Source organism: Agrobacterium sp. A3-95 (assembly GCF_053521785.1).
In genome coordinates this window covers 708,926-722,459 of the sequence record NZ_JBNWDR010000002.1, presented here as the reverse complement: position 1 = coordinate 722,459, position 13,534 = coordinate 708,926, and the positions used below count along the sequence as shown (strand labels likewise).

13 protein-coding genes are annotated in these 13,534 nt (G+C 60.6%); 9 read left to right on the top strand and 4 right to left on the bottom strand.

What is annotated here, in order from left to right:
- Positions 1 to 13 precede the first annotated feature (13 nt).
- From ACQZ5Y_RS08865 to thiD, 5 genes are read left to right on the top strand one after another with little or no spacing between them, the layout of a single operon-like run.
- Positions 14 to 799 carry an ABC transporter permease gene (locus tag ACQZ5Y_RS08865; RefSeq protein ID WP_174050459.1) on the top strand — a complete coding sequence of 262 codons (786 nt, stop codon included), beginning with the start codon at positions 14 to 16 and terminating at the stop codon, positions 797 to 799.
- Positions 796 to 1,740: an ABC transporter substrate-binding protein gene (locus ACQZ5Y_RS08860; protein WP_174050461.1), complete on the top strand. Its 945-nt coding sequence runs from the start codon at positions 796 to 798 to the stop codon at positions 1,738 to 1,740. Before ACQZ5Y_RS08865 ends, ACQZ5Y_RS08860 begins: the two co-directional genes overlap by 4 nt.
- A 2-nt stretch (positions 1,741 to 1,742) precedes the next feature.
- Complete coding sequence (locus tag ACQZ5Y_RS08855) at positions 1,743 to 2,483, top strand: hydroxyethylthiazole kinase (RefSeq protein WP_019564651.1); 741 nt, start codon at positions 1,743 to 1,745, stop codon at positions 2,481 to 2,483.
- Positions 2,470 to 3,132, top strand: a complete 663-nt coding sequence (gene thiE / locus ACQZ5Y_RS08850) for a thiamine phosphate synthase (RefSeq protein ID WP_174050463.1) — start codon at positions 2,470 to 2,472, stop codon at positions 3,130 to 3,132. The genes ACQZ5Y_RS08855 and thiE overlap by 14 nt, the downstream gene beginning before the upstream one ends.
- Complete coding sequence (thiD, locus tag ACQZ5Y_RS08845) at positions 3,129 to 3,926, top strand: bifunctional hydroxymethylpyrimidine kinase/phosphomethylpyrimidine kinase (protein WP_003510831.1); 798 nt, start codon at positions 3,129 to 3,131, stop codon at positions 3,924 to 3,926. Before thiE ends, thiD begins: the two co-directional genes overlap by 4 nt.
- A gap of 227 nt (positions 3,927 to 4,153) precedes the next feature.
- On the opposite strand, the gene ACQZ5Y_RS08840 is transcribed toward thiD, so the two are convergent.
- Complete coding sequence (locus ACQZ5Y_RS08840; RefSeq protein ID WP_003500727.1) at positions 4,154 to 4,612, bottom strand: Lrp/AsnC family transcriptional regulator; 459 nt, start codon at positions 4,610 to 4,612, stop codon at positions 4,154 to 4,156.
- 127 nt (positions 4,613 to 4,739) lie between these two features.
- On the opposite strand from ACQZ5Y_RS08840, the gene alr reads away from it, so the two are divergent.
- Positions 4,740 to 5,906 carry an alanine racemase gene (gene alr / locus ACQZ5Y_RS08835; RefSeq protein WP_065687749.1) on the top strand — a complete coding sequence of 389 codons (1,167 nt, stop codon included), beginning with the start codon at positions 4,740 to 4,742 and terminating at the stop codon, positions 5,904 to 5,906.
- Between the two features lie 7 nt (positions 5,907 to 5,913).
- Entirely contained in the window at positions 5,914 to 7,170 is a 1,257-nt protein-coding gene (locus ACQZ5Y_RS08830) for a D-amino acid dehydrogenase (RefSeq protein WP_174050466.1), read from the top strand.
- 52 nt (positions 7,171 to 7,222) lie between these two features.
- Here the strand turns inward: ACQZ5Y_RS08830 and ACQZ5Y_RS08825 are convergent, their stop codons facing one another.
- Positions 7,223 to 7,933 (bottom strand): GntR family transcriptional regulator, encoded by a 711-nt coding sequence (locus tag ACQZ5Y_RS08825; RefSeq protein ID WP_025595694.1) that lies wholly within the window; start codon positions 7,931 to 7,933, stop codon positions 7,223 to 7,225.
- A 176-nt stretch (positions 7,934 to 8,109) separates the two neighbouring features.
- Here ACQZ5Y_RS08825 and ACQZ5Y_RS08820 point away from each other — a divergent pair, with 176 nt between their 5' ends.
- Positions 8,110 to 8,622 (top strand): BA14K family protein, encoded by a 513-nt coding sequence (locus ACQZ5Y_RS08820; protein WP_003510838.1) that lies wholly within the window; start codon positions 8,110 to 8,112, stop codon positions 8,620 to 8,622.
- A 100-nt stretch (positions 8,623 to 8,722) separates the two neighbouring features.
- On the opposite strand, the gene ACQZ5Y_RS08815 is transcribed toward ACQZ5Y_RS08820, so the two are convergent.
- Positions 8,723 to 10,087: a sigma-54-dependent transcriptional regulator gene (locus tag ACQZ5Y_RS08815; RefSeq protein ID WP_065661620.1), complete on the bottom strand. Its 1,365-nt coding sequence runs from the start codon at positions 10,085 to 10,087 to the stop codon at positions 8,723 to 8,725.
- Between the two features lies 1 nt (position 10,088).
- Entirely contained in the window at positions 10,089 to 11,930 is a 1,842-nt protein-coding gene (locus ACQZ5Y_RS08810; RefSeq protein WP_174050468.1) for a sensor histidine kinase, read from the bottom strand.
- Between the two features lie 236 nt (positions 11,931 to 12,166).
- On the opposite strand from ACQZ5Y_RS08810, the gene ACQZ5Y_RS08805 reads away from it, so the two are divergent.
- On the top strand, positions 12,167 to 13,513 hold the full coding sequence (locus ACQZ5Y_RS08805; protein WP_013761559.1) for a dicarboxylate/amino acid:cation symporter: 1,347 nt from the start codon (positions 12,167 to 12,169) through the stop codon (positions 13,511 to 13,513).
- Positions 13,514 to 13,534: the final 21 nt, after the last annotated feature.

The following is a 13,534-nucleotide window of genomic DNA, read 5'->3' as shown; positions in this document are numbered from 1 at the left end:
TGAGTCCCGGCCGATGCGTGCCTCCCATGCGCTGAAGGGCGTCGTTCTTATTCTGATTGTCTGGCAGCTGGGCATCTGGCTGTTTGCACCGCCCCGCTACATCCTGCCCTCGCCCGCCGATGTTGCCGCAGCACTCCTGCGCCAGCCAGCCTTCCTGTTCGGACAGGCCATGGTGACATCAGGTGAAATGGCTGTCGGGCTTGCGGCTGGCATTGCCGCCGGCATTCTCGTTGCCTTTACGATTGCCGCCGTCCCGCGTTTTGGCCGCCTCGTCTGGCCCATGGTTCTCGTGTTGCAGGCATTTCCGGTCTTCGTGCTGGCCCCTATTCTCGTACTCTGGTTCGGTTTCGGCATGGCCTCGAAAGTTGTCATGACGGCGATCATCATCTTTTTTCCCGTCGCTTCAGCCTTCACCGACGGCCTCAACCGCACGGATCGGACAATCCTCGATGCCGCCTCGCTGACGGAGGCGAGCCACTGGCAAATCCTCACCCGGCTGCGTGTGCCGCTGGCGCTTCCCGCACTCATTTCCGGGCTGAGGGTCGCAGCTCCGCTCGCCCCGCTCGGCGCGGTCATTGGCGAATGGGTGGGCGCCTCCGCCGGGCTCGGTTTTGTCATGATCCAGTCCAATGCCCGCATGCAGACCGACACAATGTTCGCCGCCATGACTATTCTCGCCGTCATGGCGGTGCTGCTGCGGCTTGTCGTCGACCGGGCAACGGCCAACCTCGCCCCCTGGGCCAAAGAAACAGACCATCTCATTCCTTTCAAACATTTGCGGAGACTTTCGGCACCATGAAACGAACTCTTCTTTCCCTCGTCGTCGCGGCAGCAATCGTGTTTGCGCCCGTGCAATCGCAGGCGGCCGACAAGCTTACCGTATTGCTGGAATGGTTCGTGAACCCGGACCATGCACCGATGGTGATCGCCAAGGAACGCGGCCTGTTCGCAGATGCCGGGCTGGACGTTGAGCTGGTTCCGCCTGCGGACCCATCCGCCGTGCCGCGTCTCGTCTCGGCAAAACAGGCCGATATCGGCGTTCACTACCAGCCGAACCTCTATCTAGACCACGATGCCGGGCTGCCGCTCGTCCGTTTCGGCACGCTGGTCGAAACCCCGCTGAACACCGTCACCGTTCTGGCCGACGGGCCGATCAAGAGCCTGAAGGACCTGAAGGGCAAGAAGGTCGGCTTCTCCGTTTCCGGCTTCGAGGATGCGATGCTGAAGCGGATGCTGGAGAAGGAGGGACTGACGAAAGACGATGTGGAACTGGTCAACGTCAATTTCTCACTCTCGCCGTCCCTGATCGCCGGCAAGGTCGATGCCACGCTTGGCGGTTTCCGCAATTTCGAACTGACGCAGATGAAGCTTGAGGGCCACGAAGGCCGCTCGTTCTTCCCCGAGGAACATGGCGTGCCCGCATATGACGAGCTCATCTTCGTCACCCATCGTGATCTCGTGAAAGATAGCCGCCTGCCGCGTTTTCTCTCGGCCGTTGAGCAGGCGGCGATTTTCATCACCAACCACCCGCAAGAATCCTGGCAGCTTTTCATCAAGGCCTATCCGAACCTTGACGACGCGCTGAACAAACAGGCGTTTTTCGATACGCTGCCGCGTTTCGCCAAACGTCCAGCCGCACTCGATCGCGCCCGCTACACACGCTTCGGCACCTTCATGCAGGACATGCAACTGATCAAGCAGGCGCCGGCAGCGGAAGACATTGCCGTGGAGTTGCAATAACCATGGCAAACAGTTTTCCGACTGCGGCGAAGGCCGCAGAGATCCTCGAAAGGGTAAGGCAGACGCGCCCGCGCGTGCATTGCCTGATGAACACCGTGGTACAGAAATTCACCGCGGACGGCATTACCGTCGTCGGCGGCATACCCTCGATGACGACTTCACTCGAAGAAATCGGTGCTTTCGTCACAAAAGCCGATGCGGTGACGATCAATCTCGGCACGCTCGACGCCGACCGGCGCAAAGTCATTCGATTTGCCGTCGAGATCGCCCGCGCGGCTGGCAAGCCGTGGATTCTGGACCCCGTGCATTGCGACTATTCGCCATCGCGACTGGCGTTCGCGCGTGACCTGATCTCGCTTGGACCCACCATCGTGCGCGGCAACAGCGCTGAGATGAGCCTGATCGGTGCTGTTCCGAACGCCATCAGGATAGAGACCGGACCTGTCGATAACCTGCGCGACGCCACAAGGAGCGTCAGAATCGTCAACGGTCACCCGTGGATGGCGAAGGTGACAGGCACGGGTTGCCTATCGGGTGGCGTCATCGCCGCCTTCATGGCGGTGGAAAAAGACGCACTGACGGCCGCCGCCGCCGCCCTCGCCATCACGGGTGTCGCAGCCGAACTGGCAGCGAAAAACGCCAAAGGCCCCGGCACATTCGAGCCGGCATTTCTGGATGTGCTTTCAGAAATTTCCGGCGAAGACATAATAAACCATGCGAGGATTGAGCATGAACAAGGTTGATTACCGTCTCAACGCGCTGGTCGATGCGAGCATCGGCGATGTTGCGCCCTTGGGCGAGCTTGCTCTGGCGGCCGCACTCAACGGCGCGACCATTCTGCAATATCGCGACAAACACGCCTCCACGCGGGAGATGATCGAAAACGCCAGCGCCATTCGCGAAGCCATTGCCGGCACGGGCGTGCCGCTGGTCATCAACGACCGGGTGGATGTGGCGCTCGCCTCTGGCGCGGACGGCGTGCATCTCGGCGCCGATGATATGGATGCCAAAACCGCCAGACGCATCCTTGGAGATAAGGCGATCATCGGCCTCACCGTCAAGAACCGCGCCGATGCCGAGCGGGCGGCCTCCATGCCCACCGATTACGCCTGCATTGGTGGCGTGTTCGAAACCGTTTCCAAGGTCAATCCAGACAAGCCTGTCGGCCTTGACGGCTTTACGACGCTCCGCACTCTGCTCCGCGAATTGCGGCCGGGCATGCCGGTGGGCGCCATCGCCGGTATCGATCTTGCCCGGGTGCCGAACGTCATCGCCGCCGGTGCGGATGGTGTCGCCGTCATTTCTGCAATCTTCCGCGCAAACGATATTGCCAGCACAACCAGGGACTTCCGCGCGGCAGTCGATGCAGCGCTGAAAGCGAGACAGTCATGACAGCAATCGCATTGACCATCGCCGGCTCAGACAGCGGCGGCGGCGCGGGCATTCAGGCCGACATCAAGACTTTCTCGGCACTCGGCGCCTATGCCGCCAGCGTCATCACCGCCATCACCGCCCAGAACACCAAAGGTGTGACGGCAGTGGAGGATATTTCCGTCGCCACCATCGTCGCGCAGATGGATGCGGTTTTTTCCGATCTTGCCGTCAATGCGGTGAAGATCGGCATGGTATCGCGGATCGAAACCATCGCGGCCATAGCTGCAAGGCTTCGGCAGCAGCCCCAGCCGGTGGTGCTTGACCCCGTGATGGTTGCGACCTCCGGCGACCGTCTGTTGCATGCGGATGCGATCGAGACATTACGGCGCGACCTGCTGCCGCTCGCCACCATCGTCACGCCGAACCTGCCTGAAGCAGCGCTTCTCACCGGCTTGCCTATTGCAGACACCGAGGCGGAGATCACCCGTCAGGCCGAGATGATCCTGAAGGTGGGCGCGAAAGCCGTGCTCATCAAGGGCGGCCATGGCGACGGGCCGCAGAGTACGGATTATCTGTTTGCAGACGGCACCGTGCAGGCGCTTTCCGCTATGCGAGTGGACACGAAAAACGACCATGGGACCGGCTGCACGCTGGCGGCGGCGATCACCGCGCATCTGGCCATGGGGCATAACCTGGCGGAGGCGGTTGGTCTTGCGAAGGACTATCTGAATGGGGCGCTTGACGCTGGTCGGGGGCTTGCCGTCGGGAACGGTCGGGGACCGGTGCATCATTTTTATCGGTGGTGGGGGTGAAGGTTAGAGTGGAGCGTAGGGCTTACCCCCCTCTGTCCTGCCGGACATCTCCCCCTCAAGGGGGGAGATCGACAAGTGGCCTGCCCCGGGCGTTTTAGTTGGCGGACGAGATCGCGATACCGACGTTAATGGGTACCGAGGCGAAAACCTCACCCGATCTCCCCCCTTGAGGGGGAGATGTCCGGCAGGACAGAGGGGGGTGAGCCCCACGCTCTGCGCATCCGCCTTCACCTCGCCTTCGGCGTCGCCAGCACATTCCTGATCGCAAAACTCGAATGAATCCGCGAAACACCCGGCAGCTTCGACAGAATCTCCTTATGGATGCGCTCGAAATCGCCCGCACTTTCCGCCTCACATCGCAGGAAATAATCCGACCCGCCCGTCATCAGGTAACATTCGCGAATTTCTGGATAACGCCGCACCGCGTTCTCAAACCTGTTGAGAAAATCCTCCGTCTGGCGGTCGAGCGTGATCTGCACGATGACCGAGATCACCTCGCCGCCGGCAAGGCCGCTGGTCAGCGCCGTATAGCCCCGGATGATACCCTCCCGTTCCAGAATATCGACCCGGCGAAGGCAGGCAGAGGCCGAAAGGCCGACTTCCGCAGCAAGTTTCGCATTGCTGATGCGGGCATTGAGCCGGAGCAGGCGGATGATGTGGCGGTCTGTCGCGTCGAGTGACGACATAGAAAATTCCAATATGACAATGAAAGTTGCGTAGTTTACATTTTTATCGCATCTTATTCGAACAATAGCCAAGAAATTCGACAATCGTTGCAATACTCTCATATGATAAAAATGAGGGTGAACGACCATGGACATGCAGATCAGCCGCCAGCATGCAGCGGGTGGTGCAAGCGGCCATCTGACCATCGATCTTGGCGCATTGCGCGATAATTATCTCGCGCTTGCGGCAATGGCACCCACATCGCAGACGGCAGCGGTCGTCAAGGCTGACGCATACGGCCTCGGCGCGGATATCGTCTCGCAGGGGCTGTTTGACGCGGGCTGCCGGAATTTCTTCGTCGCCCATATCGATGAAGCGCTGGCGCTCCGGCTGCGTCTTTCAGCGGAAGCGCGGATTTTCGTCCTCAACGGGCTTCAGCCCGGTAACGAAACCTCCTGCGCAGCCATGGCCGTCACACCGGTTCTGAATTCGCTCGAGCAGATCGCCCAATGGGCGGCCCACGCCAAAAATCTTGGCAAGACATTACCCGCCGCAGTGCAGATCGACACCGGCATGTGCCGTCTCGGCCTCTCTCCCGAGGAGCTTGAAGTCCTCGCCTCCCGGCCGCAACTGCTTGATGGTATCGACATCGCCTTCGTGATGAGCCACCTCGCCTGCGCCGACGAGCCGGATCACCTCTCCAATGCCGCCCAACTCTCTGTGATGCGAAAAGCCGCTGTCGCTTTTCCTGATGTATCCGTCTGTTTTTCCAATTCCGGCGGCATCTTTCTGGGCAACGACTATCACAACTCCCTGCTACGCCCCGGCATCGCGCTTTATGGCGGCGCGCCCTCCGTTACCCGTCCCAACCCGATGAAACCGGTTGTCCGGCTTGATGTCGCCGTTATTCAGACCCGCGACGTTCCCGCCGGATCGCTGGTCGGTTATGGCGGCTCATTCGAAGCGGCCAGGCCGACGCGGCTTGCGACGATCGCTGCTGGTTATGCCGATGGCCTGCCGCGATCGCTCAGCAATCGCGGTGCGGCATGGTACAATGGCGTTCGCCTGCCCATTGCTGGTCGCGTTTCAATGGACAGCATCATTCTCGACATATCCGCCCTGCCCTTGGGAACATTGACGCAAGGCAGCTTCGTGCAGATGATCGGGCCTGACCAGACGCTGGAAGACATTGCCGAGGACGCGGGCACGATCGCCTATGAAATCCTGACCGGCCTCGGACGCCGTTACCGCCGCAATTATATTCAGCCGGGCGAAACCCCGGCCGTCGCTTCAACATCTGTCAGCCATAAGTGAGACGATCATGAACGTCACTATCCTCGGAGCCGGCGTCGTCGGCGTGACCTCCGCCTGGTATCTGGCCAAAGCCGGACACAAGGTGACGGTGATCGACCGCCAGCCGGCCGCAGCACTTGAAACCAGCTTTGCCAACGCCGGCGAGGTTTCCCCCGGCTATTCCTCGCCATGGGCCGCGCCCGGCATTCCGATGAAGGCCATGAAATGGCTGTTCATGAAACATGCCCCGCTCATCATCCGCCCGACCGCCGATCCGGCGGCGTGGCGCTGGATGAGCCAGATGCTGCGCAATTGCACATCGGCGCGTTATGCCATCAACAAGAGCCGCATGGTGCGCATTGCCGAATATAGCCGCGATTGCCTGATGGCGCTGCGCGACGAAACCGGGATAGAATACGACCAGCGCATGCAGGGCACTCTGGAGGTTTTCCGCACCCAGAAGCAGTTCGATGCCATCGGCAAGGATGTGGACGTGCTGACGGCAGGTGGCGTGCCTTTCGAAATTCTCGACCGCGACGGCTGCGCCGCCATCGAGCCCGGCCTTTCTCCTTCCAGGGAAAAGATCGTCGGCGGCCTGCGCCTGCCCGGTGATGAAACCGGCGACTGCTTCATGTTCACCACCGAACTTGCGCGCATGGCTGAAGAGGCGGGAGTCACCTTCATCTACGATACCGGCATCATGCGCCCCATCGTCGAGGCAGGCCGTATCAAGGCCGTGGAGACCACCAAGGGGCTGGTGGAAGCCGATATTTTCGTCGCCGCACTGGGCAGCTATTCCCCGCAATTCGTCCGCCAGGTCGGCCTTACCCTGCCGGTTTACCCGGTCAAGGGCTACTCCATCACGGTTCCGATCGTGAAGGAGGAACGCGCGCCCGTTTCGACCGTGATGGACGAAACGTTCAAGGTGGCGATCACCCGGCTCGGCTCGCGCATCCGCGCCGGTGGCATGGCGGAAATCGCCGGTTTCAGCAAGGATCTGCCCGCAGCAAGACAGGAAACTCTGGCCCATTCGGTGGAAGACCTGTTCGGCGGCGCAGGTGACCAGAGCCAGGCGAAATTCTGGTGCGGCCTGCGCCCGATGACGCCGGATGGTACGCCTGTCATCGGCGCCACCCGCTACAGCAATCTTTATCTCAACACCGGCCACGGTACGCTTGGCTGGACCATGTCCTGCGGCTCGGCCCGCGTGCTTGCCGATCTCATCAGCGGGAACAAGCCCGAGATAGACACGCACGATCTGGCACTCAGCCGTTACGCAGCCTGAAGTGCGACAGGGCGGCGCTTATCCCCGTCTGAAAGGCGGGGATGGTGGCCGCTCAAAGTGCCAGTGCATCCTTCAGCGCCAATCCTTCCTTCATGCGAAGGTCGAGATCGGCCTCGATGTGATCGAGGTGCTGCAGCATCAAGGCACGGGCCTTTGCCGCATCCTTCGCCTCCAGTGCATCGAGCAGGTCGGCATGATCGTTGTGGCCGCAGCTTGAAACGCCCGAGCGCCCGTAGAGCGCGATAACCAGAGACGAGCGGGCGACCAGTTCGTCCATGAATTTTTCGAGGATGGCATTGCCGGCAAGCGAGGCCAGCATCAGGTGGAAATCGCCTGATGCCTTGATTTCCGCGCGCCTGGCGTGCGGGCCGCGCTCATGCTGGTGGCGGCTTTCCTGAACCAGATGCTCTCTCAGCTGCTTCACCGCCGCAGGCGTGATCTTTTCGATTGCGGCGTCCAGAACGCCGGGCTCGATCAGCCGGCGCGACGCAAAGACCTGCCGCGCTTCGTCCGGTGTGGGATTGGAGACAAAAGCGCCGCGGTTGCGCTCGGCCTTGACCAGTCCTTCGTAAGCCAGCATCTGAAGAGCCGCCCGCACCACCGTGCGGCTGACATCGAACAGCGTTCCCACTTCCGATTCCGACAGCTTCGTTCCCGGGGCAAGCCGTCGGTCGACAATGGCGTCGCGCAGCGTATCTCGAATAGCCTGGGCACGGTCTTCGTGGGATGAATCGGAATTGACGGTTATATGGGCAAGGCTCATGGAATTGTCCTGTTTGAACTTGAGTTCTAGCGCGAAGCGCGGCTTGCGCAAACAGGAATTGCGAGCTGTCGCCAGCCGCCACAATTCATTCAGCGCCCGTTCAGCAGGCGCGCTATATTTCTTTAACCATCGAATTTGCAACTGGCAGCGCCCTGCCATCCGGATGGAAGAAGATCATGTCGTCCTTTGCAGCTAAAACCGTTCTGGCTATCGCCGTCGCCGCCGCCACCATCGTGCCCTTCAACAGCGCATCCGCCGATGACTGGGGCCGCCGCGACCGTCGCGATGCCGCTATTCTGGGTGGCGTGCTTGGCCTTGCCGCCGGTGTCGCCGTTGGCTCAGCCCTTTCCCGCCCGGCACCGGTAGACGACGAGCGCGTCTATATCGACCCGCCGCGTCGCTATGAACCGAGCTATGTGTACGAAGAGCCGGACTACCGCTATTATCAGCCGCAGCCGCAGCCCGTTTATCGACCCGCTCCGGTCTATCGTCCGGCACCGGTTTACCGTGCCCAACCGGTCTATGACAATAATTCCGGCTACTACCAGCAACGCCGTACCTACCGCACCATCGAGCCATGGACGAATGCCTGGTACGACTATTGCTCGCAACGTTATCGCAGCTTCAACGGCCGCTCCGGCACCTATGTCGGCAATGACGGCCAGCGTCATTTCTGCGTAGCGGGCTGATCGGGGACAACGTCTGCGCAGTTATCGCTGTTAATAATCAGGCCGCGGACGGAAACGTCCGCGGCTTTTCATTAAGTGTCACCCCAGATCCTGCGGCACCTCAAGCAGCGCCGTTTTTCACATAATCCGCCCGGTTGATGCCGTGACGTTGCAGCTTGTCGTAAAAGGTCTTGCGGGCAATGCCGAGTGTCGCAATGGTTTCGGCCACGTCGCCATTAGATTGCACAAGCGTTTCGCGAATGATCTGCGCTTCTATTTCATCCATTCGCTCCGGCAGGGTGCCGGAAGCCGGAATGCTCGATTGCGAAACAGTCGTGGTGGCCGCATCCATCTCCAGCCCCAATACTACCCTTTCAGCGAAATGCCCGAGTTCGCGCACATTGCCCGGCCAGTCGTAGTCGTTAAGGCGGCGGGAAACGCCGGCGCTGATCTGCGGCACCGGCATGTTGAACCGGTTGGCGGCCTTGGTGACGAAGTGCGAAAACAGCAGCGGAATATCCGCCTTGCGTTCGCGCAGCGGCGGTATCGACAGCGTCACCACATTCAGCCGGTAATATAGGTCCTCGCGAAACGTGCCACGCTCACCCGGGTCGCCGAGATCCACCTTCGCCGCCGCCACCACGCGAATATCGACCGGTCGCTCCTCATTTGAACCGAGTGGCGAGACCTCGCGCATTTCCAGAACGCGCAACATCTTCACCTGTACGGCAAGCGGCATGCTTTCGATCTCGTCGAGAAACAGGGTGCCGCCGCTTGAATGTTCGATGCGACCAACGCGTTTTTTCTGCGCACCGGTGAAAGCACCCGGCTCATGGCCGAAAAGCTCGCTTTCGATCACCGTTTCCGGCAGCGCACCACAATTCAGCGCCACAAAATTGCCCCTGGATCGCTTCTTGCTCCAGCGATGCAGCGCCGTTGCCACCACTTCCTTGCCGCTGCCCGTCTCACCTGCCACCAGCACGTCTACATCCGTATCAGCAATGTGCCGGAGCGTGGTGCGCAGACGTTCCATGGCGGGCGTCTGGCCAATCAGCGGCAAATCGTCCTCGGCTTGAGCACTCGCCCGGCGAAGCGCGCGGTTTTCCAGCACGAGGCGGCGCTTTTCCAGCGCGCGGCGGGCGCTTTCAACCATGCGTTCGGCGGGGAATGGTTTGGCGATGAAATCATAGGCGCCGTTGTGAAGGGCATCGACCGCCATCGGCACATCACCGTGGCCGGTGATGAGGATAACCGGCAGGTCGGCATCGATCCTGCGGACATGGTCGAAGAACTCAAGCCCGGTCATGCCGGGCATGCGCACATCGGTGATGACGACGCCGTCGAAATCCTCGTTGAGCGCCGCAAGTGCCTGTTCGGCGCGGGAAAAGGAGGTGACGGGCAATCCGTCGAGTTCCAACGTCTGCACCATCGCCTTGCGCAGCTGGGAGTCGTCATCCACCAGAAATATGGTTCCACCTGCCATCATGTCATGCTCGCTTCAGATATACGGAAAAAGACGTGCCTGCCTCGCTGCTCGTTACCTCAATCCGCCCGCCATAGTCGGAGGCGATATCGTTGGAGATGACGAGACCAAGGCCTAGGCCGCTTTCCTTGGATGTATTAAAGGGCGAAAAAAGTTGGGCGCGGATCGCTTCGGGAATGCCGGTCCCATTGTCGCTGACCGAAAGCAAGACCATGTCCTCTTCCTCGCGCACCCGCACCTCGACACGCGCCGCATCAATCGCTTCAGTGGCTTCCAGTGCGTTTTGCAGAAGGTTGATGAGAATTTGCTCGAGCCGGATGCGGCTGCCAAGCACCTTCAGGTCCTGATCCGGCAACACGATATCAAGTGCATCCATTTGTCCTGAAAAACGACTGCGCAACAGCATCACCGCGCCTTCGATGACCAGTTTGAGACTGACCGGTTCGGCAGCGGTGCGGCCCTTGCGCGCCAATATCTTCAGGTCGCCGGTAATCGTGCCGATGCGATCGGTCAATGCCGCGATGTTTTCGAGATTTTCGTTGGCCTCCGCCATGCGGTCGCGTTTCAGCAAGGTGCGGGCATTGTCGGCAAAGGCGCGGATCGTCGCTACCGGCTGGTTGATTTCGTGGGCAACGCCCGCCGCCACCTGCCCTAGAATGGAGAGACGGTTGGCCTGCACCAGCTCGTGCTGCACGTTGCGCAATTCACCTGTCGTCTTTTCGTGCAGGGCAATTTCCGCCTGAAGATGGTCGCGGGTCCTCGTCAGATCACGGGTGCGCTCCTGCACCTTCATTTCCAGCTCGGTGCGGGCGCGCTGCTCCTCTTCCTTTTCCCTCAGCGCCTTGTGCCTGCGCCACAGCCACAGAGCCGAAAGCGCCATCAGCGGCATCAGCGTTGCCAGCGCCACCACCCTGCCCTCGCGAATGGCGGCGTTCAGCGCCGGTGCCACCGGTTGCAGATAATGCAGGGTCCATGAGGTCGTCGGCACCGGCGTTTCCAACCGCAGATAATCGCCGCGCTCACTTGCCGGGTCATCGACACGGACGAGCGGAACGCCCTCGCTCGAGAGTCGCTCCATCCGGAACGGCAGCGTCGTAAGCGCCTCGTTACCGAATTGCAGGCTTTCGGAAATGGCTTTGCGTCGCGCCTCGTCAATCGGCGCTACGGTCTTGAAGCGCCAATCCGGCACGCTCGTCATCAGCACGACGCCGTTCCTGTCAACCACATAGACCGGTTTGCCGCCGATGTTCCAATCCGCCTCCAGACGGTTGAACTCCACCTTGGCGATGACGACGCCGAGCGGCCGACCGTCTGCGGCATCGATGCGGCGCGAGATATAAAGGCCCGGCCGGCGGCTGACATTGCCAAGCGCATAATGTTCGGACATGCCGGTATTCATCGCCGCCTGAAAATACTCGCGGAAGGCATAATTGGAGCCGACGAAGCTGTCGGCCTGTCGCCAGTTACTCGAGGCAATTGTCAAGCCGGTCGGTCCGGTCACGTAGATGACAGAGGACTGCGTACCTTCGATCAGCCCCTCCAGCTTGCGGTTCAGCCGGTCAATGGCAGGCGCGCCACCGCCATCCAGCGCAATCGCAAGGTCGGGATCGCCGGACAGAACCAGCGGAATGGCGCGCGGCCGCTCCAGCGCAACATTCAGAAGCGCGATCTTGAGTTCGGCATCGGTGGAGGCCTCGGACGCGGCGGTGCGTATTGCCTGGTTTCGCGCAAAGTCATCGGCAACCAACAGAACTCCCAGGCTGACGAGCAGCCACAAGCCCGCCAACGCCAGCCATTGAGCGCGCCGTCGTGCCTGGGAATGAGAGGCCTGATCTTCTTGGGTCATGCGACAATTGTGCGGATTTACACACAGACCGCAAGAGGTTTTGTCCGGATATCCGCACATACATCGGCGAGCTGATACGGCGTCAATAAAAAGTACTTTTTAAATCAGCCAGTTACACCAAATAAGCAAGTCTGGCATGCGTATTGCACATGACTCCTCAATCGGCGCGAAGCCGTCAACGACACGGCGATCCCGGGAGGCCAATTAAGGCAGGGTGAGGCCGAGGAGGAAAAAACATGATCGATACAACAACCGTGGCGGCAGGCCACGCCAAGCAGCCATTCTACAAGCACCTGTATTTCCAGGTTCTGGTCGCCATTATCGCCGGTATCGCGCTTGGCCATTTCTATCCGGCCTTTGGCGAACAGCTGAAGCCGCTCGGCGACGGCTTTATCCGTCTCGTCAAGATGATCATCGCTCCCGTCATCTTCCTCACTGTCGCAACCGGCATCGCCGGCATGAACGATATGAAGAAGGTTGGACGCGTGGCCGGCAAGGCCATGATCTACTTCCTCGTGTTCTCCACCCTCGCGCTCATTGTCGGCCTCATCGTCGCCAACACTGTGCAGCCGGGTGCCGGCATGAACATCGATCCGGCCACGCTGGATGCCAAGGCCGTCGCGACCTACGCCGACAAGGCCCATGAGCAGACCATCACCGGCTTCCTGATGAACATCATCCCGACCACCATCGTCGGCGCATTCGCCAGCGGTGATATCCTGCAGGTGCTGTTCTTCTCCGTGCTGTTCGGCATCGCGCTCGGTATCGTCGGCGAAAAGGGCAAGCCCGTCACCGATTTCATGCATGCCATGATGTATCCGATCTTCAAGCTGGTCGCGATCCTGATGAAGGCCGCCCCCATCGGTGCCTTCGGCGCCATGGCATTCACCATCGGCAAATACGGCATCTCGTCCGTCACCAACCTCGCGATGCTGATCGGCACCTTCTACGTCACATCAGCACTGTTCGTGTTCGTGGTCCTCGGCGCTGTCTGCCGCTATAACGGCTTCTCGATCGTCGCGCTTATCCGCTACATCAAGGAAGAACTGCTTCTGGTTCTCGGTACCTCGTCTTCGGAAGCCGCCCTGCCGGGCCTGATGAGCAAGATGGAAAAGGCGGGCTGCAAGCGCTCCGTCGTCGGTCTCGTCATCCCCACCGGTTATTCCTTCAACCTCGACGGCACCAACATCTACATGACGCTGGCTGCCCTGTTCATCGCACAGGCGACCGGCATCCACCTCTCCTTCGGCGAACAGATCCTGCTGCTGCTCGTGGCCATGCTCTCCTCCAAGGGTGCTGCCGGCATCACAGGCGCTGGCTTCATCACGTTGGCCGCAACGCTCTCCGTCGTGCCGTCGGTTCCGGTTGCCGGCATGGCGCTCATCCTCGGCATCGACCGCTTCATGTCGGAATGCCGCGCACTCACCAACTTCGTCGGCAATGCGGTCGCGACCATCGTTGTTGCCCGCTGGGAAGGTGAACTGGATCAGGAACAGCTCGCCCGCGTTCTCAGCGGCAAGGAAGAATTCACTGGCATCGCCGATGTGGATTCGCTTCCGGGTGCGGTTCAGCCCGCCGAATAACACGACCTCCCAAGGTCCAGC

Excerpts from the sequence above, each read along its gene's own strand:
- ACQZ5Y_RS08840 (WP_003500727.1), bottom strand. The coding sequence starts at position 4,612 with ATGTCGTCACTCGACGCGACAGACCGCCACATCATCCGCCTGCTCCGG.
- ACQZ5Y_RS08830 (WP_174050466.1), top strand. The coding sequence starts at position 5,914 with ATGAACGTCACTATCCTCGGAGCCGGCGTCGTCGGCGTGACCTCCGCC.
- ACQZ5Y_RS08820 (WP_003510838.1), top strand. The coding sequence starts at position 8,110 with ATGTCGTCCTTTGCAGCTAAAACCGTTCTGGCTATCGCCGTCGCCGCC.
- ACQZ5Y_RS08815 (WP_065661620.1), bottom strand. The coding sequence starts at position 10,087 with ATGATGGCAGGTGGAACCATATTTCTGGTGGATGACGACTCCCAGCTG.
- ACQZ5Y_RS08810 (WP_174050468.1), bottom strand. The coding sequence starts at position 11,930 with ATGACCCAAGAAGATCAGGCCTCTCATTCCCAGGCACGACGGCGCGCT.
- ACQZ5Y_RS08825 (WP_025595694.1), bottom strand. The coding sequence starts at position 7,933 with ATGAGCCTTGCCCATATAACCGTCAATTCCGATTCATCCCACGAAGAC.
- thiE (WP_174050463.1), top strand. The coding sequence starts at position 2,470 with ATGAACAAGGTTGATTACCGTCTCAACGCGCTGGTCGATGCGAGCATC.
- ACQZ5Y_RS08860 (WP_174050461.1), top strand. The coding sequence starts at position 796 with ATGAAACGAACTCTTCTTTCCCTCGTCGTCGCGGCAGCAATCGTGTTT.
- ACQZ5Y_RS08865 (WP_174050459.1), top strand. The coding sequence starts at position 14 with ATGCGTGCCTCCCATGCGCTGAAGGGCGTCGTTCTTATTCTGATTGTC.
- thiD (WP_003510831.1), top strand. The coding sequence starts at position 3,129 with ATGACAGCAATCGCATTGACCATCGCCGGCTCAGACAGCGGCGGCGGC.
- ACQZ5Y_RS08855 (WP_019564651.1), top strand. The coding sequence starts at position 1,743 with ATGGCAAACAGTTTTCCGACTGCGGCGAAGGCCGCAGAGATCCTCGAA.
- ACQZ5Y_RS08805 (WP_013761559.1), top strand. The coding sequence starts at position 12,167 with ATGATCGATACAACAACCGTGGCGGCAGGCCACGCCAAGCAGCCATTC.
- alr (WP_065687749.1), top strand. The coding sequence starts at position 4,740 with ATGGACATGCAGATCAGCCGCCAGCATGCAGCGGGTGGTGCAAGCGGC.